This window comes from Pseudoalteromonas sp. APM04, from assembly GCF_022809815.1.
Lineage (GTDB): Bacteria > Pseudomonadota > Gammaproteobacteria > Enterobacterales > Alteromonadaceae > Pseudoalteromonas > Pseudoalteromonas marina.
Genome location: NZ_CP094441.1, coordinates 2,579,564 through 2,604,195, shown reverse-complemented (window position 1 = coordinate 2,604,195; position 24,632 = coordinate 2,579,564). Strand labels below are relative to the sequence as shown.

The following is a 24,632-nucleotide window of genomic DNA, read 5'->3' as shown; positions in this document are numbered from 1 at the left end:
AATTAGCTATAAATAATGGTTTTTATATGTCAATGCAGCAACAAATCCAAGAAAAAATCAGCAATGCTATTGCGTGTAAGCATTTAAATGTTATTAACGAAAGTCATATGCACAGCAAAGGCACTGACTCGCACTTTAAGGTTATTGTGGTAAGCGAAGAGTTTTTAGGTAAACGCCTTTTGCAGCGCCATCGTCAAATTAATGAGATTTTAAAAGAAGAGCTTGCAAACCATATACATGCATTGGCTATTCATACTTACACTCCTGACGAATACACTGAACATGACAGCGAAGCGCCAGCATCGCCAAACTGTTTAGGTGGATCTAAATTAGATTGATTAATTGAGGTTTGACAGTTATTTACAACCGTATTTAACTGATCAGATCAGTGTTTTAAGTATTAGCCTTTAAACTAGCGCTAATTTTTATAGTAAAAGATATAGGATCATCAATGGTCATTAAGCCAAAAATTCGTGGATTCATTTGTACAAACGCTCACCCAGTAGGCTGTAGTGAACATGTGCAAGAACAAATTAACTATGTAAAACAAAAAGGTGCATTAAAAAATGCGCCAAAAAATGTGTTAGTTATTGGTGCATCTACAGGCTACGGCTTGGCATCGCGTATTACGGCAGCATTTGGTGGCGGTGCTAAAACATTGGGTATTTTCTTTGAAAAAGAAGGCACCGAGCGTAAAACAGGGTCAGCAGGTTGGTATAATACGGCTGCTTTTCAAAATGCGGCAGACGAAGCCGGTTTATGGTCTAAAAATATCAACGGTGATGCCTTCTCAAACGAAATAAAACAAAAAGCAATTGATACGATTAAAGCAGATTTAGGCAAGGTTGATCTGGTCATTTACAGTTTAGCGTCGCCTCGTCGTACTGACCCAAACACGGGTGAAGTTTACTCATCAACGTTAAAGCCAATCGGCAACGCAGTTACAACAAAAAATTTAAATACGTCAAAGCGTGAAATTGACGAAATTACTGTAGAAGCTGCAACACAAGACGACATCGACAACACCATTAAAGTAATGGGTGGTGAAGATTGGGAAATGTGGATTAATGCACTTCAAGACGCTGACGTGCTAGCAGATGACTTTAAAACCACAGCTTACACCTACATAGGTAAAGAGTTAACGTGGCCAATATACGGGCACGCGACTATTGGTAAAGCAAAAGAAGACTTAGACCGTGCAACGGTTGCGATAAAAGAGTCAACTAAAGCGTTAAATGGTCAAGCGTATGTTTCATCACTCAATGCTGTTGTAACACAAGCGAGCTCTGCTATACCAATTATGCCATTGTATATTTCAGCTTTATTCAAGGTAATGAAGGCTGACGGAACATACGAAGGCACCATTGAGCAAATTCATGGCTTATTTACCGAAAACCTGTACGGTGAAACGCCGCGTTTTGATGATGGCGGACACTTATTTCAAAACTACAAAGAACTTGAAGACGATGTTCAAGCACGTATCCAAGCAGTATGGGACAAAGTAGATACCAGCACGATTGACGAGTTGACAGATTACGTTGGTTATCACAATGAGTTTTTACGCTTATTTGGTTTTGGCATTGAGTCAGTTGATTACGACCAAGATGTAGAGCCAGTTCAAGCAATTGCAAATATGATTGATTAATCAATTAAGTGAATAGTCAGGGCTTGTTTGTCTTTTTTGGTAAAATGTTAAGTAACCTGTTTGGCATTTCGGTAATACAGAACTGATGTTGTGTGGTTATTGCCCATAAATAAGTATTATTGCTAAACAGGTACCGCCTTAAGATTCAGTAAGCTTTAATCCTATAAATTCAACATGCCCTAATTTAAAAGTCGCTTCATGCGACTTTTATCAATTAAAAAACCTCATTCTTTGCTTAAGCTACCACTTTGGTCTAACTTAAATTTTATTAAATCTAGCTAACAAAACCAAATAAGCGTTTCAGTCGTATAATTTTCATAAATACACTCGCATAGTCACCCACAATGGTGTTAAAATTAAGGCAATATGTGAAGAGTTTTTACCGCGCTGCCTGTTTAATGACCAAAGCGAGTTTTTCTTTTATACATTGAAATTACTTGGGGTAGCTTAAATGGCGACGTGGTTGGTACGATTTTTCAGTTTCTTTCCGTTAATGTAGTGCAAGTGCGTATGATCAACATAAAAAAAGGTCTGGATTTACCATTAGATGGCGCACCTCAGCAAGTTATTCACGACGGTTCACCCGTCAAAAGAGTAGCCGTGCTAGGTGAAGAGTTTATAGGTATGCGTCCAACCATGCATATTCGTATGGATGACCAAGTTAAAAAAGGCCAGGTACTTTTTGAAGACAAAAAGAACCCAGGCGTCCTGTTTACCGCACCAGCTTCTGGTGTTGTAAAAGAAATAAATCGTGGTGCTAAACGTGTGCTGCAATCTGTTGTTATTGAAGTAAACGGCAGTGAGCAAATCACCTTTGACTCTTTCTCTGAATCTGAGCTTACAAGCTTGGATCGTGAAAAAGCTAAAGAAGTACTTATTCAGTCAGGTCAATGGACAGCACTACGTGCTCGCCCATTCAGCAAAGTAGCGGCTGTGGATGCAAATCCTAGCTCTATATTTGTTACCGCTATAGACACTAATCCTCTTGCTGCAGATCCTGCAGTGATTATTGCTGAAAATGCGCAAGCGTTTGAAGCAGGCTTAGCTGTTGTATCGCGTTTGACCGATGGAAAAGTATTTGTTTGTAAGCAAGCTGGCAGCCAAATCCCTAGCTCATCTATTGCTCAAGTAGAAGTACATGAGTTTGGTGGTGTGCATCCGGCTGGCCTTGTAGGCACTCATATTCACAACCTTGACCCTGTATCTGCTAGCAAGCAAGTTTGGCATATCGGTTACCAAGACGTTATTGCGTATGGTCACCTGTTCCTTACTGGTGAAATATACACAGATCGTGTTGTTTCTCTTGCAGGTCCTCGCGTTAAAAATCCACGTTTAGTGAAAACACAATTAGGTGCTTCATTAGATGACTTAGTGGCAGGGGAATTAGAAGACGGTGATAACCGTGTTATTTCTGGTTCTGTACTTGCAGGTGCTACGTCGTCTGGTGTTCATGCATTCTTAGGTCGTTACCATGTTCAAGTATCTGTTTTACTTGAAGGTCGCGAAAAGGAATTGTTTGGCTGGATTGCACCAGGTAGTGATAAATTCTCTGTAACGCGTACATTCTTGTCTCACCTTACTCCGAGTCGTTTATTCAAAATGACAACGTCTACGGGTGGTTCAAAACGTGCCATGGTTCCACTTGGAAGCTACGAGCGTGTTATGCCACTTGATATTTTGCCAACGCTATTACTACGTGACTTATTGTCTCGTGATTTAGACAGTGCAATTTCATTAGGTGCGCTTGAATTAGATGAAGAAGATTTAGCGTTATGCACCTTCGTTTGTCCTGGCAAATACGAGTACGGCGCAGCCCTACGCGATTGCTTAACTACGATCGAGAAGGAAGGCTAAAATGGGTTTAAAAACTTTCTTAGAAGATATCGAGCCGCATTTTGAACCAGGTGGAAAACACGAAAAATGGTACGCACTGTATGAAGCAGCCGCGACTATTTTTTACACACCAGGTTATGTAAACAAAGGTTCAACTCACGTTCGCGATAACATCGACCTAAAACGTATGATGATTTTAGTGTGGATGGCGACGTTCCCTGCCATGTTTTTTGGTATGTTCAACATCGGTCATCAAGCAGCTATGGCGCTTGGTAATGGTTTTGAGCTAGCTAACATTTGGCAAGTAGGTTTGTTCCAGCTACTAGGTGGTGATTTGACTGCCGATGCAGGTTGGGGCGCAAAAATGTTCTACGGAGCGTGTTTCTTCCTACCTATTTATGCAACAACGTTTGTTGTTGGTGGTTTTTGGGAAGTGTTGTTTGCTTCTGTGCGTAAGCATGAAGTAAATGAAGGTTTCTTCGTAACATCAGTGCTATTTGCACTAATTTTGCCTGCCACAATTCCTTTATGGCAAGTTGCACTAGGTATTACTTTTGGTGTTGTAATCGCAAAAGAAATATTTGGTGGTACTGGTCGTAACTTCTTAAACCCTGCTCTTGCAGGTCGTGCGTTCTTATTCTTCGCATACCCAGCGCAAATTTCAGGTGACACAGTATGGACTGCCGTAGACTCGTTCTCTGGTGCAACTATGCTAGGTCAAGCATTTGCAGGTACGTTAGGTGGTGACTTAGGTTACGCTAACATGCAAATGTGGTGGAATGCGTTCTACGGCTTTATCCAAGGTTCTATGGGTGAAACGTCAACGCTTGCTGTACTTATTGGTGGTTTGTTCTTAATTTACGTGCGCATTGCTTCTTGGCGTATTGTGCTAGGTGTATTCCTAGGTATGGTGATTACTTCATCAATACTAAACACAATTGGCTCAGAAACTAATGCAATGTTTGCTATGCCTTGGTACTGGCACATGGTGCTAGGTGGCTTTGCATTTGGTATGTTCTTTATGGCTACTGACCCTGTATCTGCTGCATTTACTGATAAAGGTAAATTAGCATACGGTGCGCTTATTGGCTTTATGGTTATCATGATCCGTGTTGTTAACCCTGCATACCCTGAAGGCATCATGCTGGCAATCTTGTTTGCTAACTTGTTTGCACCATTATTCGATCACTTTGTAGTGCAAGCTAATATCAAGCGGAGGTTGGCACGTAATGTCTAGTAATAACGAATCAATTGGCAAAACGCTAGCTGTTGTTGTCTCATTATGTTTGGTGTGTGCAGTAATTGTATCGCTAACGTCAGTGCAACTTCGCCCTTTGCAAAAAGCAAACAAAGCAAAAGATATTCAAAGCAATATTTTAGCAGCCGCGGGTATTAGCAAAGTTGATAACGTTGCTGAAACGTTTGAAGCTAAAATCGAAACACGCTTTATTGATATGCAAAGCGGTGATTTTGCAGACCCTGTAGAAGACTTTGACTTTGAAAAAAGCAAATATGATGCAGAGCTGAGCAAATCTTTAAAAGAGAATGGAATTAAGGACATCGCTGGTATACAACGTATCACTAAGCGTGCACCTGTTTACATCTCTAAAAAAGACGATGGCTCTACAGATGCAATTATTCTTCCAATCCAGGGTTATGGTTTATGGGGTTTGATGTACGGTTTTATTTCGCTTGAAAGCGATGGTGAAACAATTAAAGACATCATCTTTTATAAGCACAACGAAACACCTGGTCTAGGTGGTGAAATTCAAAACCCACAGTGGACTGCAACGTGGGAAGGTAAAGAATTACCAATCCAGATCGTTAAAGGAACTGCGGGCGGTGATGAGCATAAAATCGATGGTCTTTCAGGTGCTACATTAACATCTAACGGTGTTGATCACGCGGTTGATTTTTGGACTGGCGAAAACGGCTTTGGCCCTTTCCTTGCTAAAGTACGTAATGGAGCATTGAAATAATGGCTGATACTAAAGAAATGAAGGCGGTCCTGTTTGGGCCAGTTTTCGCTAACAACCCAATTGCACTTCAAGTACTCGGTATTTGTTCTGCGTTGGCTGTAACGTCTAGCTTAAAAAACGCATTAATCATGTCAATCGCATTGACCTTGGTAACCGCATTTTCAAGCCTTTTTATCTCGACTATTCGTAATCACATCCCATCGTCAGTGCGTATTATCGTACAAATGACGATTATTGCGTCATTAGTAATCGTTGTTGACCAAGTACTGCAGGCTTTCTCTTATGCTACGGCAAAAGAGCTTTCTGTATTCGTTGGTCTGATTATTACTAACTGTATCGTAATGGGTCGTGCTGAAGCATACGCGATGAAGTCACCACCATTAATGTCTTTCCTTGATGGTATTGGTAACGGCTTAGGTTACTCTGTAGTTCTTCTTACTGTTGGTTTCATTCGTGAGCTATTCGGTAAGGGTTCACTATTCGGTGTTGATATTATTCCATTAGTACAAAATGGTGGTTGGTACCAACCTATGGGTCTATTGATCTTACCACCGAGTGCATTCTTCATCATTGGTTTATTCATTTGGGTACTTCGTACTTATAAGAAAGACCAAGTAGAAGCTAAAGCGTAAGGGGCGATAAGTGGAACATTATATTAGTTTATTTGTAAAAGCCGTTTTTATTGAAAACTTAGCTTTAGCGTTCTTCCTAGGTATGTGTACATTTTTAGCCGTGTCTAAAAAAGTAACTACATCAATTGGCCTAGGCGTAGCGGTTATTGTTGTACTTGGTATTTCTGTACCAGTTAACAACTTGGTTTACCACGCGGTATTAGCACCAGGTTCACTTGAGTGGCTTGGTTACCCAGAAGCTGATCTTAGCTTTTTACGTTTCTTAACTTTCATTGGTGTTATTGCAGCACTAGTGCAAATTCTTGAAATGGCATTAGATAAGTTCTTTCCACCACTATACAACGCATTAGGTATTTTCTTACCATTGATCACAGTTAACTGTGCAATCTTTGGTGCGGTAGCCTTCATGGTTGAGCGTAACTATAACTTCGGCGAGTCTGTTGTATATGGTATTGGCGCTGGTGTGGGCTGGGCGCTTGCAATTACATTACTTGCAGGTATCCGTGAGAAAATGAAGTATTCAGACGTACCAGATGGTTTACGTGGTTTAGGTATTACCTTTATCACTGTTGGCTTGATGGGTCTTGGCTTTATGTCATTTTCTGGTATTTCACTGTAATAATAGCGAGGTCAATCATGGATATTTTCTTAGGCGTTGGTGTTTTTATCGCTATCGTTGTAATACTAGTTTTAATCATCATTGGTGCTAAGTCTAAACTAGTTGCAAGCGGTGATATCATCATCGGTATTAATGGCGATGCAGACAAAGCCATTAAAACATCAGCAGGTAGTAAGCTATTAGGTGCACTATCTGAGTCGGGTATTTTCGTATCTTCTGCATGTGGTGGCGGTGGCTCTTGTGGTCAGTGTCGCGTTCACATTAAAGAAGGTGGCGGCGATATTCTACCAACTGAACTTGATCACATCTCTAAAGGTGAAGCCCGCGAAGGTTGTCGTTTAGCGTGTCAGGTAAATGTTAAAAATGACATGGAAATTGAACTTGAAGAGTCAATTTTCGGTGTTAAAAAATGGGACTGTGAAGTTATCTCTAACGATAACAAAGCTACTTTCATTAAAGAACTTAAGCTACAAATTCCAGATGGCGAATCAGTGCCTTTCCGTGCGGGTGGTTACATCCAAATAGAAGCACCAGCTCACCATGTTAAATACGCCGATTTCGATGTTCCTGAAGAGTATCGTGGCGACTGGAATCATTTTGGTTTCTTTGACCTGGAGTCAAAAGTAGACGAAGAAACAATTCGTGCTTACTCAATGGCTAACTACCCAGAAGAAGAAGGCATCATCATGCTTAACGTGCGTATCGCTACGCCGCCGCCAAGAAACCTAAGCCTACCTTGTGGTAAAATGTCATCGTACATTTGGTCACTTAAAGAAGGTGACAAGGTGACTATTTCAGGTCCATTTGGTGAGTTCTTCGCTAAAGAAACTGACGCTGAAATGGTATTTGTAGGTGGTGGTGCAGGTATGGCACCAATGCGTTCACATATCTTTGACCAACTTAAACGTTTAAATTCTAAGCGTAAAATGAGTTTTTGGTATGGTGCGCGTTCTAAGCGTGAAATGTTCTACGTTGAAGACTTTGACGGCCTAGCTGCTGAAAACGATAACTTCGTTTGGCACACAGCGCTTTCAGATCCACAACCTGAAGATAACTGGGAAGGCTATACTGGCTTTATCCATAACGTGTTATTTGAGAACTATCTTAAAGACCACGAAGCGCCGGAAGATTGTGAGTTCTACATGTGTGGTCCTCCAATGATGAACGCGGCAGTTATCAATATGCTTAAAGACTTAGGTGTTGAAGACGAAAATATCTTATTAGATGATTTCGGTGGCTAACACGCATATCAAAACAGATTAGTTTTGGTTAAAATATCAGCCTCGTAGCACTCTGTGTTACGAGGCTTTTTTATTCTTATTTATTAATTTTTAACCTATTAAGTAGGGTTGTTATGAACAAAGTAAATACTCCCCAGGGCATAATCGCCTTATTTATCATTACGCTGACTTTACTGTTATCTGGATGCGCAGAATCGGTCCCAAAGGAAACCTATTTAGAAGGTAAAACCATGGGGACTACCTATCATATTAAATATTATGACGAGCAAGAGGCAATGTCTGCTCTTCAAATACAAGAACAAATAGATGCTGTATTAGTCGATGTAAACCAGTCTATGTCTACATACATTAAAGACTCGGAGATAAATACATTTAATCGCTTGCCAGCAAATCAATTTATGCCAATAAGTGAAGACTTCAGAGCCGTTATAAGCGAATCCATTCGTATAGGAGAGTCTACCAATACACTTGATGTAACAATGGGACCATTGATTGATTTATGGGGATTTGGCCCTGATAAAAAGCCGACCAAACGACCCACTGATGATGAGCTTCAGGCAATGGTTGCAAATATTGGTGTAGATAAGCTTGTATTAAATGAACAAGGCTTAGCAAAAACAGTTGATGGACTAGAACTATCATTTTCTGCAACTGCTAAAGGGTACGGCATAGACAAAGTGGCGCAATTACTAGAAAGCCATAGCATTACTAATTACATGGTTGAGATTGGCGGTGAGCTACGTATGTCTGGCGAAAAGCCAAATGGACAAGGCTGGGTAATTGCAATAGAACAACCAGATGCAGAGCCAGCTAAGCGTGAAGTGCACCGCATTTTACTACCAGGCACTATGGGAATTGCTACATCTGGGGATTACCGTATCTTTTATATAATGGATGGCGAAACATACACCCATTTGATTGACCCTGTAACAGGAATGCCAATTAAGCACGACTTAGTTTCTGTAACAGTATTACACCCAAGTGCAATGACCGCAGATGGCTTAGCAACTGCTTTAACAGTTATGGGTATGGAAAAAGCACAAGCTTATGCACAAGCTAATAACTTAGCAGTGTATTTAATTGCTAAATCGCCTGATGGCTTAGTTACGTATTCAAGCCCTGCATTTGAACCCTACTTGTAAGTATTCAAAGCTGGTTTATTTCCATAGAGGTTGGGTATATAATATTAACTGCCCAAAAATAGTTTGGGCTTAATTTATTGCTGATCAATAGGGGCTAAGCAATGTCACTTTTTTTTCTTACTTTTGGCTTACTAATTTTAATTGTTACAGCAATGGCTGTAGGTATGATCGTGCAAAGAAAATCGATGGCCAGCAGCTGCGGTGGATTAGGCTCGGTAGGCATCGATAAAGCCTGTGATTGCGATGATCCTTGTGACAAGCGCAAAAAGCGCTTAGCTAAAGAGCAAGCTTGGAAAGAAAACCAAATAATTTAAATATTTTTTTAGAACAAAAAGCGCTTTTATAGCGCTTTTTTTGTGCCTGCTGTTCAGGGAACGAATACACATTCAACTTAAAAAATTCATTTTACTTAATAAGAAACAGACTGGTTTTGTCATAAATAACATTAAAGAATAATGGTTTACTTAGTTTCATACAGGGGCATTGAGTTGTTCTATGCCTAATAGAGTAAAGATTTACCGAGTGCCTTACAGGCAAATATTTCGTTACTTAAAGCATGGCTATTAGACTAAGGTCTATAGTTTAGTTTTTTTCATCTATCAGGTTTATTTTTATCGCTTGTGAAATTTGAGTAATAACTCTAAAGTTAACCCATAGACACGGCTAAGAGCTTAATCAGTAGCTTTAGCAAAGTAAAATGTGTTTATAGGCAATGGCCAGAATTCGTTAGTGTTTAACTAACACAAAGAATCTTTATATTGTGTGTGAAGATGTTGTCAGTGTGAAAGGCAACTCAAGTTCGGTGGTGACTTAGCTTGGGTTGTTTTTATTTCCCTACAATTGCCACGCAATCTAAAACCAGAATCTTTATATTGTGTGTGAAGATGTTGTCAGTGTGAAAGGCAACTCAAGTTCGGTGGTGACTTAGCTTGGGTTGTTTTTATTTCCCTACAATTGCCACGCAGTCTAAAACCAGAATCTTTATATTGTGTGTGAAGATATTATTAGTGTGTAAACGGCTTAAATTCAATTATGTTGAGTTTAAGCCGTTTTTATTTTGCTGCCCCAAAGCTAAGTTTTGTTCCCTATAGCTACTAATCAACAGTATATGTAACAGTTTTAAATACCTTTTCTTTCATTTTTTCTTATTAACTTCGTACCTATCAATCATACCTAGGCATAGTTATTTTATTTAAGTAAACTTTCGCCATCGTAAAAAAGAGGCTTTAAGGTTCCGCAGTTTATAAATTTATAAGTAAGTTCGTTTTCAGGAGGAACTCGTTTTGATGTGCGAACTTTCTGCATACAGGCATTAACCAAGTCCACAAAAATTAGGTGGTTGAAGCTTGGTGCTTTTTGAATTTTATGTACATAAATACGCTCTGTACCATTTAGCTCAATCATATCGTACTCATGCCATTGCGAAGATTCGCTTAGCTCATTGAGTTCTCTGGCGTACAGTTGCTTATCAAGCTCAAGCTGTTTAGCTTCATAAATTAAAGTGCCCCCTTGGCGGTAATCACCTTCGTAAATGTCGGCTGTAATTGTTATTTCATCCCCGCGCATTAAATGTTGAATATTAAACTTTTGCGGCTTAATAGTGATCATGTCGGCATTTTTCGCAAAGTTTAAAAAAGCAACGTTTGAATTTTTAACTTCGTAGACAACTTGCAAGTCATGTGGCGATCTATAAGAAGGAAGATTAATAGCAAAAATAGAAGACCCTCTATTAACTAGTGCCATTGGGTGAACTGCATTGTAGCTAGGGTCTAATGGTGGAAGTTCTACTTTTTCTTCTTCAGCAAACGCTGTAGTACTTAGCAAAAGCAATAATAAAGTAAATAGTAAACGCATAATAACCTCAATTAATTTATGAGCTTAGATTGTAGTATAAAGTTTATATAACTCATATTTTAATACGCATTAACTCCCTTAATTATTAAGCTATTTAGCTTTAATTGAGTTTAGTAGAGTGCGGGCTTTCAAATGTATATTTGCATTATCTGGGTTTGATGAATTGGTCACCCAAACAACATGCCCTTTTTCATTTATAAATAACGTAGTGGGTGTGCCGTGTACTCCTAGTTGTGTCGCAATTTTATCTGCTTGTATTGCGGTTTTAAATGTATAACCCCTATTGGTTAATGCTTTGGCGGGGGAGGCGTTGTCATCTTCTTTAAAACTTACCGCTATTACGTTTAAGCCCATGTCGTGTATTTTTTGAAGGGCGGGTTGTAACTTTTTGCAATAAGGACACCATGTAGCCCAAAAGTGCAGAATATAAGGTTCGCCTAATAGGTTTTGTGTTTTTATACTTGTACCATCGGCCATGTTTAATGTTAAGGGGGGGAGTTCAGGATGGTTTGAGTCTTGAATAGGTTGCTCTGCAAATACCGCAAAACTAAAAATGGTAAGTGTTATAACTATAAAAATATGTTTCATTGTGGTGTCGTTTTTATTCCAGTTAGCAAATAAGAACGACAATATTAAGTTTTTATTTCATATTAAAAGCGTGCCGCTTGTTCAACTACAATGCCATGGCGCTGTGCAAGGCGAAGATGATCTTTATCGTAACCACCACCAATAACTGTTGCCACTGGTATGTTGTGCTCAAGGCAGCGTCTTAAAACCAAATGATCGCGTTTAGCTATCCCATCCCAACTTATATCTAATTTACCTAAGCCATCGTTTTGCCAAATATCTACACCGGCATCGTACAGTACTAAGCTTGGGTTCAGTTCTTTAAGTAAGTAGCTTAAGGTATCGTCAACAATGGCTAAGTATTCGGCATCTTGCATATGATTTGCTAAGCCAATATCTAAATCGCTAGCCGATTTCCTAAACGGGAAGTTTTTTTCGCAGTGTATTGAACAGGTATAAGCATAGGGCTGATGCGCAAGCATAGCAGCGGTGCCATCACCTTGATGTACGTCTAAATCAAAAATAAGCACGTTGGTTACTTCGCCGCTATTAATCAAGGTCTGGGTGGTAAAGGCTAAGTCGTTCACCATGCAATATCCTGAGCCAAAATCAAAGTGCGCATGGTGCGTGCCTCCTGCTAGGTGACAGGCTATGCCGTGTTTTAGCGCTAAGCGAGCGGTTTGTAATGTGCCCTGCGGGGCAGTAAATGTGCGCGCCATCAATTGAGCTGACCAAGGTAATCCTATACGACGCATGGCTTTATCGTCTAAGCGGTTGTTCCATAAATCGTGAATGTAGTTGTCGCAATGCACTAACTCTAAAGGCTCGGGAGAGCCTAAAACAGGTTGTGTGAGGTTATTACCAATTAAGCCTAGTTTTTTAACGTGTGTGTATAGGTTAGCAAACTTACTCATTGCAAAGCGGTGCTTATGATCAAAACTAAACGAGTAGTTTGGATGGTAAACTAATGGTAAATGAGGGTTTAGAGTCATATTCACACAGGCTATAAAGTTTTCCCTATGGTAATCAACTCCCCTCAAAGTGTCTATTTTTGTGAGTCGTGAATAAGCATGGCTAATTCGCGGTGAAGTAATTCATCGTCCGCTAAGTTGAGTTCAATGAGTCTTTTTAGATAGGTAATACTATCAATATCAATATGCTTACACTTTAAACCAATGTGATTGGCTTCTATATGGCAAATCGTTGTCTCCATTTTTATTTCAATTTCGCTGTCGGGTAAAATAAAACGCAGTATGGCATCATTTTCTATTTGATCATTTAATACATCACATTTACTGACTAGCGCGCCGTGCAATGAAATATCAAGCAAGGTACATGGATACTCATTTTCTTGAAAAATTATGTGCGCATCGGTTGAAAATAAAACACGTGAAAATTGACGACGTTCTTGCATGACTCTGCCTTATTGTTTTTTTAGTAATATCAATAGCATTAAATTAGTGTTCAGTAATAGTGCGAATAAAACAACTCATTAATAATCACTAAAATTACGGCATATGGTTGTTCTATGTAAATAATTTTTTATTTAGTTAGCGAGTGATTCAACATCAATCAAATGCATAATATTTTTAAATAAAATTGGTATAAGCATAGCTTTAAATTACACAGTTGCTAGCTACAAACACACATAGTTTATTTAAGGCATAAAAAACCCTGCGAAAAGCAGGGTTTTAAGGGTATTTCAGTTAATTTAGCTATTAACCAATTTTTTTGTATTTTATACGCTTAGGTTGTGCAGCTTCTGCACCGTAGGTCTTTTTGAGCCACTCTTCGTATTCAGTATAGTTACCATCGAAAAAGTTAATTTGTCCTTCGTCGCGGTAATCTAAAATGTGCGTAGCAATACGGTCAAGGAACCAACGGTCATGCGATATACACATTACACAACCTGGGAATTCTAAAATAGCATTCTCAAGTGCACGAAGTGTTTCAACGTCTAGATCATTGGTTGGCTCATCCAGTAGCACTACGTTACCACCGGCTTTTAATAATTTAGCAAGGTGTAAACGGTTACGCTCACCGCCCGATAAGTCTTTTACAAACTTTTGCTGATCGTTACCTTTAAAGTTAAAACGGCTAACGTAAGCACGGCTTGGGAATTCAAAGTTACCTATTTTTAAAACGTCTTGTCCGTCAGATATTTCTTGAAAAACTGTTTTGCTTTCGTCCATATCGTCGCGGAACTGATCAACCGTTGCTAGTTGTACGGTTTCACCAACGTTAACACTACCGCTATCTGGCTGCTCTTCGCCACTTAACATTTTAAATAGTGTAGATTTACCCGCGCCGTTGGCACCAATAATGCCCACAATAGCGCCTTTAGGCATTGTAAAGCTTAAGTCGTCTATTAATACGCGGTCGCCAAAGCTTTTACGTAAGTTAGTAACTTCTAATACTTGGTCGCCTAAACGTGGGCCAGGTGGAATAAATAGCTCGTTTGTTTCGTTACGTTTTTGGTAATCTGATTGTTGTAGCTCGCTAAACTGCGCCATACGTGCTTTAGACTTAGCTTGACGACCTTTAGGGTTTGAACGCACCCATTCAAGTTCTTGCGCAATTGATTTTTGACGTGCTTTTTCAGATTTTTGTTCTTGCTGTAAGCGCGCGTCTTTTTGTTCAAGCCAAGAAGAGTAGTTACCTTCCCATGGAATTCCTTCACCACGGTCAAGCTCTAATATCCAGCCAGCAACGTTATCAAGGAAGTAACGGTCATGCGTTACCGCCACAACAGTGCCTTCGTAGTCATGTAAGAAGCGCTCTAACCATGCAACCGACTCAGCATCCAAGTGGTTAGTTGGTTCATCAAGAATAAGCATATCTGGTTTTTCTAGTAACAAACGACAAATAGCAACACGGCGGCGTTCACCACCTGAAAGGTGCTCAATTTTAGCATCCCACTCAGGTAAGCGAAGTGCATCAGCAGCGCGCTCTAGTACGTTATCGATATTATGGCCATCGTGCGCTTGAATAACTGCTTCTAATTCACCTTGTTCTTTAGCCAGTGCGTCAAAGTCAGCACCTTCCATTGCGTACTCATTGTACACCTCATCAAGGCGATTAAGGGCGTGTTTTACTTCGCCAACAGCTTCTTCAACTATTTCTCGTACTGTTTTGCTTTCGTCTAGTACTGGTTCTTGTGGTAAGTAACCAATTTTAGTACCAGGCTGAGGACGTGCCTCACCTTCAAAGTCTTGGTCAACACCGGCCATAATACGTAGCAATGATGATTTACCAGAACCATTTAAACCAAGCACACCAATTTTGGCGCCAGGAAAAAAGAGCAACGAAATATCTTTTAAAATTGTACGCTTAGGCGGCACAACTTTAGATACTCGACTCATCGAGAAAATAAACTTATCAGGTAAAACCATGGAGGAAAGCCTTCAGATAATAATAAAAATTTTAATGTTGTATTGTAGTTGTTGAGAGGTGAAACAGTCAACGAATGGCGGGTGGGAATATATCTTTATCGTTTTATCTCGTTAAATGTATAGTTTTATTTGGGTGTGCTAACGTATTTAAACCATAGTAAAAATAAGAAAAACCCATGACTATACAAAAAGTAATAACAATGTTGGCTTTGCTTACGTTATTTACCACAAATCCCAAAGCTAGCGCAGTCGATTCTCCTTGGCCCGAAATAAGAAAACAAAGAATAAATAAACTCCTGCCAAACGCTTTAAAAGCAGCTAAGGTAGATGCTTGGCTTATTGTTTGTAGAGAAAATAACAACGACCCATTGGCTGACCATATTGGCTGTGAAAACGCAGGTTCGCCAGCGGCATATTTATTTTATTTTAATAAAGGGGCGTTTCATTCGGTAGCCTACTCACCTTCAAGCGAAGCAAAAGCACTCGACGAGCTAAACATACATGAAAAAGTGATCTCGGTGCCACGCAGTGTGTCTGCGTTAAAATACGCGGCTGAGTTTATAAAAAAACAATCCTTTGAGCGTATAGCAATAAATGTCTCTGATCTTAATGCACAGGCAGATGGATTATCGCACTCGCAATACAAGCAATTAGCTAACTTATTAGGCGCAAAGCAAACAGCAAAGCTCGTATCTTCCGAAGAAGTTGTTTATCAATGGCTTTCAATTAAGTTACCTGCTGAAGTTGAAATAATGAAAGAGGCCGCAATGCTTTCAGCAACGTGGCAAATAGAGGCTTATAAAACTATTATTCCGGGTAAAACCACCGATGCCGATGTAGCTAAATTTTTAAAAGCTAAAATGAAAGCACGAGGTGTAACCGATGCATGGGCTGCCGATCAAAATCCTAACGTAAATTCAGGTCCCGATCGTGGGCATTCGCATTCTACAAATAAAGTCATTATGCCGGGCGACGTAATTCAAATTGATTTTGGCGTAAAGCTCTACAATCGCTGGGTAAGTGACATCCAGCGTTTTGCTTATGTACTTAAAGAAGGGGAAACCTCTGCACCAGCCAACATTCAGCAATATTGGGTTAATGCCCGAGATAGCGGTTTTGCCGCATTTAATGCAATGAAACCCGGCGTAAAGGGTATAGACGTGGATCAAGCTCAAACCGTATTAATGAATAAATACAACTCAGAGCCTGTGCCATGGAGTACCGGCCACCCAGTAGGGTATGTTGCACACGATACCGGGCCCAATTTAGGTGGCTCTCGCAGTGCCCAAGTAAGGCCTGCTGCTCATCGTAAACTTAAAGAAGGAATGGTGTTTGCTTTTGATGGTTTTTTTAGTTGGCCTTTAAACAACACCGAGTTTAAAACCATTTCTGTTGAAGAAATGGCTGTAATTACCAAAAACGGCGCTGAGTATTTAATTCCCCCTCAGCAAAATTTAATATTAGTGGGCAATAATTAGTTCATTATTTTAAATGCAGTGAGTTAAGCCTCTTTTTAAGGGGGTGACTCATTGCTTGCCACATACTTAAGTAATAATGAATAAATTTCATTTAGACATCTATACATCTAGAGGTTGATATTTTTTGCTTTCAGTTCATAATTAGCACAAGTTTTTATGAGTAGGAGTTAAAAAATATGCCAATTACCGTAAAGGATGAGCTTCCAGCCATTGCACGTTTGCGCCAAGAAAACGTATTCGTCATGCCAAAAAGCCGTGCAAAAACGCAAGAAATCCGCCCAATGCGTTTGGCTATATTAAACTTAATGCCTAATAAAGTAGAAACCGAAGTGCAGTTTATTCGTTTACTTGCAAATTCTCCTTTGCAAGTAAACGTAGAGCTGCTGCGCCTAGACACTCACCGCAGCAGTAATAACTCAGAAGAACACCTAGATACCTTTTACCGCTATTTTTCAGAGGTAAAAAATAACAATTACGATGCGCTTATAGTTACAGGCGCACCGCTTGCGCATTTAGAGTATGAAGATGTTGCCTACTGGGAAGAGCTTAAAGTCATTATTGATTGGGCAGAGCAACACGTTACCTCTACGTTGTTTTCGTGTTGGGCGGCTCATGCAGCGCTATTCCATAGCTACAATTTAAAGCGCGACTTAAAACCCAATAAGCTGTGTGGCGTATTTACTCACCAATGCCATTTTAAACACGGGGCATTAACCCGCGGTTTTGATGATACCTTTTTAGTACCACACTCACGTTATGGGCACATTGATATAAAAAAAATAAATGCGTGTGACGATCTCGTTGTATTAGCAGGCTCTGAGCGAGTGGGTGCTTACTTATTAAAAAACAAATCGGGTAGCCAAGTATTTATAACAGGCCACCCAGAATACGATGCCGACACCCTAAAAGGGGAGTATGAGCGTGATTTACAAAAAAGCCCAGATGCGCCAAAACCTGAAAACTATTTTCCCGATGATGATGCAAGCAAGCAACCGTCAAAAACGTGGCAAAGCCATGCTTTTTTACTTTTTTCGAACTGGTTAAATTACTACGTGTATCAGACCACACCGTATGATATTAATTTAGTTAGCCAAGATGTGAGGACTAACAACTATGCCGAATAATACAGCCGCCAACAAACAAGCCGAACTAAGTGAAGCGCTTAAAGAGCGCATTTTAATTTTAGACGGCGCTATGGGCACTATGATCCAAACTCATAAACTTGAAGAAGAAGACTACCGAGGCGAGCGTTTTAAAGATTGGCACGTGCTAATAAAAGGCAATAACGATTTATTAAGCCTCACCAAACCCGAGCTAATAACCGATATACACCGCGGCTTTTTAACTGCCGGTGCAGATATTATTGAAACCAATACCTTTAACTCAACCACCATTTCGATGGAAGATTACGACATGGCAAGTATAAGCCGTGAAGTAAACTTAGAGTCGGCAAAACTCGCGCGTGCTATATGTGACGAGTTCACCGCTAAAAATCCAGAAAAACCACGTTATGTAGCCGGTGTTTTAGGGCCAACATCTAAAACCTGTTCTATCTCGCCAGATGTAAACGACCCAGGTTACCGAAACGTAACGTTTGATAAGCTGGTTACTGCGTATGTAGAGTCTACCCTTGCATTAATGGAAGGCGGCGCTGATTTAATACTTATTGAAACCATATTCGACACCCTAAATGCAAAAGCCGCCTCATTCGCAGTAGAAGAAGCCTTTGAGCAAGCCGGGCGCACATTACCTGTAATGATCTCGGGCACTATCACCGATGCCTCAGGGCGTACGCTTTCGGGGCAAACAACCGAAGCATTTTATAATTCTATTCGCCATATTAAGCCTATTTCAATTGGCCTTAACTGTGCCCTTGGGCCAGATTTACTGCGCCAATACGTAGAAGAGCTTTCGCGGGTATGCGAAACATTTACCTCAGTACACCCAAATGCCGGTTTGCCTAACGAATTTGGTGAGTACGACCTAGAGGCTCCTGAAATGGCTGCCGAGATTATCGATTGGGGCAAATCGGGCTTTATTAATATTGTGGGTGGTTGCTGTGGTACAACGCCTGCGCATATTCGTGCGTTTGCTAAAGGGCTTGAAGGGGTAAAACCTCGCGCATTGCCAGAGCTTGATGTTCGCATGCGTTTATCAGGCCTTGAAGCCTGTAACTTAAATTAAGGAGCCGCCAATGACCCAACAAATTGCAGTATTTACCAATGTCGGCGAGCGTACCAACGTAACCGGTTCAGCCATGTTTAAACGCTTAATCATGGAAGAAGATTACGAGACTGCCCTGAATGTTGCTCGCGAACAAGTAGAAAACGGCGCCCAAGTTATTGATATAAACATGGACGAAGCCATGCTGGACTCAAAAGCGGCCATGGTGAAGTTTTTAAATTTAATTGCCTCAGAACCCGATATTTCTAAAGTACCTATTATGGTCGACTCCTCTAAATGGGAAGTAATAGAAGCAGGCTTAAAGTGTATTCAAGGCAAGGCTATTGTTAACTCAATATCGCTTAAAGAAGGGGAGGAACCGTTTAAACACCAAGCTAAAATTATTAAACGTTTTGGCGCCGCCGCTGTTGTTATGGCGTTTGATACCGACGGCCAAGCCGACACCGCAGATAGAAAATACGAAATATGTGAGCGCAGCTACAAAATATTAGTCGACGAAATTGGCTTCCCGCCGGAAGATATCATATTCGACCCTAATATATTTGCCGTGGCCACCGGTATAGAAGAGCACGACAACTACGCAGTAGAATTTATAGAAGGCACACGCCGCATTAAGCAAAACTTACCGCACTGTAAAGTGTCGGGCGGGGTGTCTAATGTATCGTTTTCGTTTAGGGGTAATAACCCTGTACGCGAGGCCATTCACTCGGTGTTTTTATACCACGCGATAAAAGCGGGTATGGATATGGGGATTGTAAACGCAGGCCAGCTTGCGGTTTACGACGACATTCCAGAGGAACTTCGAAAAGCCGTAGAAGACGTAATACTTAACACCGATCCCGGTGCAGGTGAGCGTTTAGTAGAGCTTGCACCTAAATATTCAGGTATGGCACAAGCTGAGCGGGTAGAAGACTTAGAATGGCGCACATGGCCTGTTGAAAAACGCCTAGAGCACGCCCTTGTAAAAGGCATTACTACTTTTATAGATGAGGATACAGAAGAATGCCGCGCAGCTGCCGATAAACCTATTCATGTGATTGAAGGGCCACTCATGGATGGCATGAACGTGGTAGGGGATTTATTTGGCGCAGGTAAAATGTTTTTACCGCAAGTTGTTAAATCAGCCCGTGTAATGAAACGAGCAGTGGCTTACCTAGACCCATTTATTGAAGCCGAAAAAGAAGAAGGTGCCACTAACGGTAAAGTGGTTATGGCCACCGTAAAAGGCGACGTGCACGACATAGGTAAAAACATTGTAGGCGTAGTACTGCAATGTAATAACTACGAAGTAATCGACTTAGGTGTAATGGTACCTGCCGAAAAAATACTGCAAACCGCGATTGACGAAAAAGCCGACATAATCGGCCTTTCGGGTTTAATTACCCCATCGCTTGATGAAATGGTACACGTAGCCAAAGAAATGACCCGTAGAGGTTTTGAGCTCCCACTAATGATTGGCGGCGCAACGACCTCTAAAGCGCATACTGCCGTTAAAATTGAGCCACAGTACGAGAAAGGCGTCGTGTACGTAAATAACGCCAGCCGTGCGGTAGGCGTGGTATCGAGCTTGTTATCTAAAGAGCTAAAACCAGCCTTTTTAGAAAAAACAAAAGCTGAGTACGTAAAAGTACGCGAGCAACAAGCGCGCAAAAAGCCGCGTTCAAAGCCAGTTACCATTCAGCGTGCTCGCGATAACGCAGCACAGCTTGATTGGGATAACTACACGCCACCAGTACCTAAAAAGCTGGGCGTGACTGAGTTTAAAAATGTATCAATAGCCACGTTGCGTAAGTATATAGATTGGACGCCATACTTTATGACGTGGTCAATTGCCGGTAAATACCCGCGCATAATGGATGACGAAGTCGTTGGCGAACAAGCACAAAGCTTATTTAAAGACGCTAACGACATGCTTGACGACCTCGAAAAGTCAGGTACTTTGCAACCTTTAGGTGTAATTGGTTTATTCCCTGCAAATCGCGTGGGCGATGATATAGAAATTTACACCGACGAAACCCGCAAAGAGCTGTTAAACACCTCATGCCATTTACGTCAGCAAACCGAAAAAACTGACTTTGCTAACTATTGCTTAGCCGACTACATCGCGCCAAAAGGCACACCTGATTACTTTGGCGCGTTTGCAGTAACGGGCGGTCTTGAAGAAGACGACCTAGCTAATGCGTTCGACGCACAGCAAGACGACTACAATAAAATAATGGTAAAAGCGGTTGCCGACAGGCTCGCAGAGGCGTTTGCTGAATACCTGCACGAACAAGTGCGTAAAGAGTATTGGGGTTACGCACCCGATGAAAACCTGGGTAACGATGAGTTAATTCGCGAAAACTACCAAGGCATTCGCCCAGCGCCGGGTTACCCAGCGTGCCCAGAGCACACCGAGAAAAAGAAAATTTGGCAGTTACTCGATACCGAAAAACGCATTGGCATGCAGCTCACCAGCTCATACGCCATGTGGCCAGGAGCTGCTGTTTCGGGCTGGTATTTCTCACACCCAGAGGCAAAATACTACGCCGTAGCCGCTGTGCAAAAGGATCAGGTAGAAGACTACGCCAAGCGAACTAATATGACGCTCGCAGAGGCCGAAAGGTGGCTATCGCCGAACTTGGGGTATGAGCCGGAATCATAGCGAAAAGGTTAAATAGCGAAGCGGTCAGTTTTTAGCTGTCAGCTATCAGTAAAACAAAAACGAGCCTGATTAGGCTCGTTTTTTGTTCAGAAAATTATATGTTTAGCACTTAGGGATAAATGTAACTTAATTTTAAGTATGTTACTTTAAAGGTATGTGAACTAATAAGGAAATTAAGTTGAGTATTCTAAAAATGTTTATAGGTGGGATTATTGCTCCCATTTTAGTTGTATTTGTAACTATAAAGTTTTTAAATGATAAGGCAGACCTAAGGGTCTATGTATCACCTATTATCTCTACGGAGTTTGTAAGCTCAGAAACGAGAAACTATCAGCAATCTTTTACTATCAGGAATGAAGGGAATAAATCAGCAAAAAACATTCAATTTTCTGTTGAGGGTAATGTAGTTAAAACTAAAGTTGAGAAACATTTAGCCGTTGATGGTGTTACTGAAAAGTTCCAAAATGGAGACTTTAGTTTAAGTTACTTAAGTTTAAACCCAGGCTCTGAATTTACAGTTTTTATACTTTTTAACAAGGAGGTTACTACTCTTCCAAAAGTCTCTTTTGACGAGGGCGTTGCAACATATGGAGCAAAAAGTAATAGTCTGGATACTGTTATCGCGTTCTCTTTTCCTATCCTTTATATTTTATTCCTAATTAGTTTTTTTAGATGGCTTTATTTTTGTAGCTTATATTTTAATGTAGATGCAAATTTTCTTTTTAAGAGCAAACCTTTAATTCTAACAAATAAAGAATTTAATAACTTAGCAGAATATGTGATTAAAATAGTCTGTGTCCCAAGTTTCCAAAGTTACAGGAAGTCAATTTTTGATTTTAAATCATTTGAGAATATGAATAGTTTGGATGGTAAAAAAGTACATTTTAACGATGAAATAACTAAAAAATTAGAGAGTGCGTTGAATAAACAGTTTATTGAAGAGATGAAATATGCGTTAAGTGAATGCACTAATCTAAATGAACTTGAAAGTTTTTATAAACTAAATAAGCCAAATATCATCACTGATGATATTTGGGCTAAATTCAAAAAAGAACTCAGAACGCAAATAAAAAAAATTGTTCCTAATAATGATTCATTTCATGAGCTTAATAAGCAAATATTAGTAACCTTAGATAAAGGCACTCTAGAGGGGATGAGCAGAGATGAGTATAGTGAGCATGAAAAGATTTTAATCCAATCTTTACCCATTATCCTTGTATCCAAATTGATGGTTTCGCCAATTTTGATAAGAACTATTGGGCTAAATGAATACGAAAGAGAGTTAGGTTATTTGTCAGATTACGATAAACCTAGAGTTGAAAGGCTTTTTTATACATTTAATTTAGTACATGAAAAGGTATTTGATATTGTTTGGTCTTTTAATGAAGATAAACTTAGAGCTTTATTAGAGGATAAGCCCAGTTGGGTTTTAGATAAAGAATGGACGTATATTGAAGATGTAATTAAAAAGTTGCTAAAAAGCATTAAGGTTGAAAGTAAAGCGCTTGAGTTGATAGCAACTATACGGGAAATACCAGAAATACACGTAAATACTAAATATGACCATGAACTTTTAAATGTCGAAAGTTTTAACCGTTATTTGGAACGAATTAGAACAATAGAAGTTAAACAAATAGATAAAGATAAAGTTTTATATCAAAGAGAAATAAAGGTCTCTGCAGCTGAGCGTGAATGGAACTTAAAAGTTGATAAATTACAGAGGCAGTTAGATTCAATAGATCAAATTTTAAATAGAGTTTTAGATGTAGGCAAAGTTGAGTACCCAGAGACGCTTTTCAATAAAGAAAATTGGAATAATTTGATTAAAATAGAATCTATTTTGAAGAATACTGATTAAAGGTCTATTCATGAAGTATCTAAATTACATATTGCTTTGCCTATTTCTACTTTTCACATCGAACACATTTGCGCTTGAGCAGAAGTATCACGAGAGTGTTTTACCTGTTATTGCTGCTTTTAAAATGCAGGATAAAACTGCGATTGCTGCGCATATTCGCTACCCTCTAAAAAGGCAATATCCATTGCCCGACATTAAAAATGAAGCTGAGTTTATTAACCGCTTTGATGAAGTGTTCGACGATGAGCTAGTTGCCGTTATTGGCAGCTCTAATATTAATACCGATTGGGATAAAGTTGGTTGGCGCGGCATTATGCTAAATAACGGCGTGGTATGGGTTAATACTGACGGTAAAATTATTGGTATAAATAGCCACACAGCTAAAGAGCAGGCATTTGCTAAACGCTTAATTGAACAAGACAAGCAATCACTTCATTCAAGTATTAATACATTTGAAGAGCCAGTGCTCGATTGGAAAACGGCTAGCTACCATATTCGCGTTGATGATTTAGGTGATAGAAATTACCGTTATGCAGTGTGGAGTAGTGATAAAAGGCCAAAGGACAAGCCTGATATGGTTTTATTTAACGGTGATATTACCTTTGAGGGTAGTGGCGGGAATCACCACTATACGTTTAAAAACGGACGTTATAGTTACATATTGCACGTTACTGTAATTGGCTGCGATACATCGCCACCTGGTTGGCTTGAAGTATATAAAAATGATGAGCAGTTATTAAAAGAGCGAGTTATAAGTGCTGAGTAGAGTCAACAAACCCTTCTTATTTATACCTAATAAAGCTGCTACTTAATAACAGCTATAAATTGGCGGTTCGCCGATAAAAATTTCAATAAACCAATCCTAAGTGGTAGGCTAAAAAAGTAGCAATTATTCAAACCGTTCTCGCGCAACAAGGAATTCCTTTAAAGCGCTTTGCCAAGGAGTTAAATATGATCACGCTTACCGTTAATGGTAATAAACATGAGTTTACAGGCGATCCGTCAACGCCGGTGCTTTGGTATCTTCGAGATGAATTAAATTTAACAGGGCCTAAGTTTGGCTGTGGTATGGCGCAGTGTGGTGCGTGCACCATACACATTGATGGCGTAGCGCAGCGCTCATGTGTATTACCGGTATCGGCTGTAGTAGGGCGCAATATTACCTCTATTGAAGGGCTAAGCGAGCAGGGTGACCACCCCGTGCAAAAAGCGTGGGTTGAGCATAAAGTACCGCAGTGTGGGTTTTGTCAGTGCGGGCAAATAATGCAAGCGGCAAGCTTATTAGCAGCTAACCCCAATCCCACTGATGATGAAATAGTGAGTAATATGTCGGGTAATATTTGCCGTTGTGGCACGTATCCGCGTATTCATAAAGCGATTAAGTCGGCAGCTAAAACTATTGCGGGCGTTGAATATTTTGACCCAAATGAACAAGGGGAAGAGGTATGAAAAACAACAATACGTACTTTGACCTAAACCGCCGTCAATTTTTAAAAACCAGCGCAATAGGCGCATTAGTATTAGGCACTTATTTTGTAGGCAGTGCACCAAGAGCGTTTGCTGG

22 protein-coding genes and 1 pseudogene are annotated in these 24,632 nt (G+C 40.2%); 18 read left to right on the top strand and 5 right to left on the bottom strand.

Annotation, left to right across the window (positions count from 1 at the left end; genetic code table 11):
• Positions 1-26 precede the first annotated feature (26 nt).
• The 10 genes from MTP24_RS12005 (at position 27) to nqrM (ending at position 9,405) form a co-directional block, all read left to right on the top strand.
• Positions 27-338, top strand: a complete 312-nt coding sequence (locus MTP24_RS12005) for a BolA/IbaG family iron-sulfur metabolism protein (protein WP_006791496.1) — start codon at positions 27-29, stop codon at positions 336-338.
• A 113-nt stretch (positions 339-451) separates the two neighbouring features.
• Positions 452-1,645 (top strand): enoyl-ACP reductase FabV, encoded by a 1,194-nt coding sequence (gene fabV / locus MTP24_RS12000; RefSeq protein ID WP_243531398.1) that lies wholly within the window; start codon positions 452-454, stop codon positions 1,643-1,645.
• 510 nt (positions 1,646-2,155) lie between these two features.
• Positions 2,156-3,499, top strand: coding sequence for a Na(+)-translocating NADH-quinone reductase subunit A (locus MTP24_RS11995; RefSeq protein WP_006791494.1), 1,344 nt, complete (start codon positions 2,156-2,158; stop codon positions 3,497-3,499).
• 1 nt (position 3,500) lies between these two features.
• Positions 3,501-4,715: an NADH:ubiquinone reductase (Na(+)-transporting) subunit B gene (locus MTP24_RS11990; RefSeq protein WP_006791493.1), complete on the top strand. Its 1,215-nt coding sequence runs from the start codon at positions 3,501-3,503 to the stop codon at positions 4,713-4,715.
• Complete coding sequence (locus MTP24_RS11985; RefSeq protein WP_010556997.1) at positions 4,708-5,457, top strand: Na(+)-translocating NADH-quinone reductase subunit C; 750 nt, start codon at positions 4,708-4,710, stop codon at positions 5,455-5,457. Before MTP24_RS11990 ends, MTP24_RS11985 begins: the two co-directional genes overlap by 8 nt.
• Positions 5,457-6,089: an NADH:ubiquinone reductase (Na(+)-transporting) subunit D gene (locus tag MTP24_RS11980; protein ID WP_006791491.1), complete on the top strand. Its 633-nt coding sequence runs from the start codon at positions 5,457-5,459 to the stop codon at positions 6,087-6,089. The genes MTP24_RS11985 and MTP24_RS11980 overlap by 1 nt, the downstream gene beginning before the upstream one ends.
• 10 nt (positions 6,090-6,099) lie before the next feature.
• Positions 6,100-6,708 (top strand): NADH:ubiquinone reductase (Na(+)-transporting) subunit E, encoded by a 609-nt coding sequence (gene nqrE / locus MTP24_RS11975; RefSeq protein ID WP_006791490.1) that lies wholly within the window; start codon positions 6,100-6,102, stop codon positions 6,706-6,708.
• A 17-nt stretch (positions 6,709-6,725) separates the two neighbouring features.
• Positions 6,726-7,949: an NADH:ubiquinone reductase (Na(+)-transporting) subunit F gene (nqrF, locus tag MTP24_RS11970; RefSeq protein WP_010556998.1), complete on the top strand. Its 1,224-nt coding sequence runs from the start codon at positions 6,726-6,728 to the stop codon at positions 7,947-7,949.
• 113 nt (positions 7,950-8,062) lie between these two features.
• Positions 8,063-9,091, top strand: a complete 1,029-nt coding sequence (locus MTP24_RS11965; RefSeq protein WP_243531396.1) for an FAD:protein FMN transferase — start codon at positions 8,063-8,065, stop codon at positions 9,089-9,091.
• A gap of 101 nt (positions 9,092-9,192) precedes the next feature.
• Positions 9,193-9,405 (top strand): (Na+)-NQR maturation NqrM, encoded by a 213-nt coding sequence (nqrM, locus tag MTP24_RS11960; RefSeq protein ID WP_010557000.1) that lies wholly within the window; start codon positions 9,193-9,195, stop codon positions 9,403-9,405.
• Positions 9,406-10,279: 874 nt separating this feature from the next.
• Here nqrM and MTP24_RS11955 read toward each other — a convergent pair.
• The 5 genes from MTP24_RS11955 to ettA form a co-directional block, all read right to left on the bottom strand.
• Positions 10,280-10,945: a hypothetical protein gene (locus MTP24_RS11955; protein ID WP_010557004.1), complete on the bottom strand. Its 666-nt coding sequence runs from the start codon at positions 10,943-10,945 to the stop codon at positions 10,280-10,282.
• A 90-nt stretch (positions 10,946-11,035) separates the two neighbouring features.
• Positions 11,036-11,533, bottom strand: coding sequence for a TlpA disulfide reductase family protein (locus MTP24_RS11950; protein ID WP_243531394.1), 498 nt, complete (start codon positions 11,531-11,533; stop codon positions 11,036-11,038).
• A 62-nt stretch (positions 11,534-11,595) separates the two neighbouring features.
• Entirely contained in the window at positions 11,596-12,504 is a 909-nt protein-coding gene (locus MTP24_RS11945) for a histone deacetylase (protein ID WP_243531392.1), read from the bottom strand.
• A 53-nt stretch (positions 12,505-12,557) separates the two neighbouring features.
• Complete coding sequence (locus MTP24_RS11940) at positions 12,558-12,926, bottom strand: PilZ domain-containing protein (protein WP_243531389.1); 369 nt, start codon at positions 12,924-12,926, stop codon at positions 12,558-12,560.
• 304 nt (positions 12,927-13,230) lie between these two features.
• On the bottom strand, positions 13,231-14,904 hold the full coding sequence (gene ettA, locus MTP24_RS11935; protein ID WP_243531387.1) for an energy-dependent translational throttle protein EttA: 1,674 nt from the start codon (positions 14,902-14,904) through the stop codon (positions 13,231-13,233).
• Between the two features lie 176 nt (positions 14,905-15,080).
• On the opposite strand from ettA, the gene MTP24_RS11930 reads away from it, so the two are divergent.
• The 8 genes and pseudogenes from MTP24_RS11930 to MTP24_RS18990 form a co-directional block, all read left to right on the top strand.
• Positions 15,081-16,382 carry a M24 family metallopeptidase gene (locus tag MTP24_RS11930; protein ID WP_243531385.1) on the top strand — a complete coding sequence of 434 codons (1,302 nt, stop codon included), beginning with the start codon at positions 15,081-15,083 and terminating at the stop codon, positions 16,380-16,382.
• Between the two features lie 176 nt (positions 16,383-16,558).
• Complete coding sequence (gene metA / locus MTP24_RS11925) at positions 16,559-17,506, top strand: homoserine O-succinyltransferase (protein ID WP_006791480.1); 948 nt, start codon at positions 16,559-16,561, stop codon at positions 17,504-17,506.
• Positions 17,496-18,566, top strand: coding sequence for a homocysteine S-methyltransferase family protein (locus MTP24_RS11920; RefSeq protein ID WP_243531383.1), 1,071 nt, complete (start codon positions 17,496-17,498; stop codon positions 18,564-18,566). The genes metA and MTP24_RS11920 overlap by 11 nt, the downstream gene beginning before the upstream one ends.
• A gap of 10 nt (positions 18,567-18,576) precedes the next feature.
• A complete protein-coding gene (gene metH / locus MTP24_RS11915) occupies positions 18,577-21,210 on the top strand; it encodes a methionine synthase (RefSeq protein ID WP_243531381.1) in 2,634 nt (877 codons plus the stop codon).
• 178 nt (positions 21,211-21,388) lie between these two features.
• Positions 21,389-23,068, top strand: a complete 1,680-nt coding sequence (locus MTP24_RS11910) for a hypothetical protein (protein WP_243531379.1) — start codon at positions 21,389-21,391, stop codon at positions 23,066-23,068.
• Between the two features lie 10 nt (positions 23,069-23,078).
• Positions 23,079-23,834: a hypothetical protein gene (locus tag MTP24_RS11905; RefSeq protein ID WP_243531377.1), complete on the top strand. Its 756-nt coding sequence runs from the start codon at positions 23,079-23,081 to the stop codon at positions 23,832-23,834.
• 185 nt (positions 23,835-24,019) lie between these two features.
• Positions 24,020-24,517, top strand: a complete 498-nt coding sequence (locus MTP24_RS11900) for a (2Fe-2S)-binding protein (protein WP_006791476.1) — start codon at positions 24,020-24,022, stop codon at positions 24,515-24,517.
• Positions 24,518-24,551: 34 nt separating this feature from the next.
• Positions 24,552-24,605: pseudogene (locus tag MTP24_RS18990) on the top strand (hypothetical protein); the annotation flags it as partial.
• Positions 24,606-24,632 lie beyond the last annotated feature (27 nt).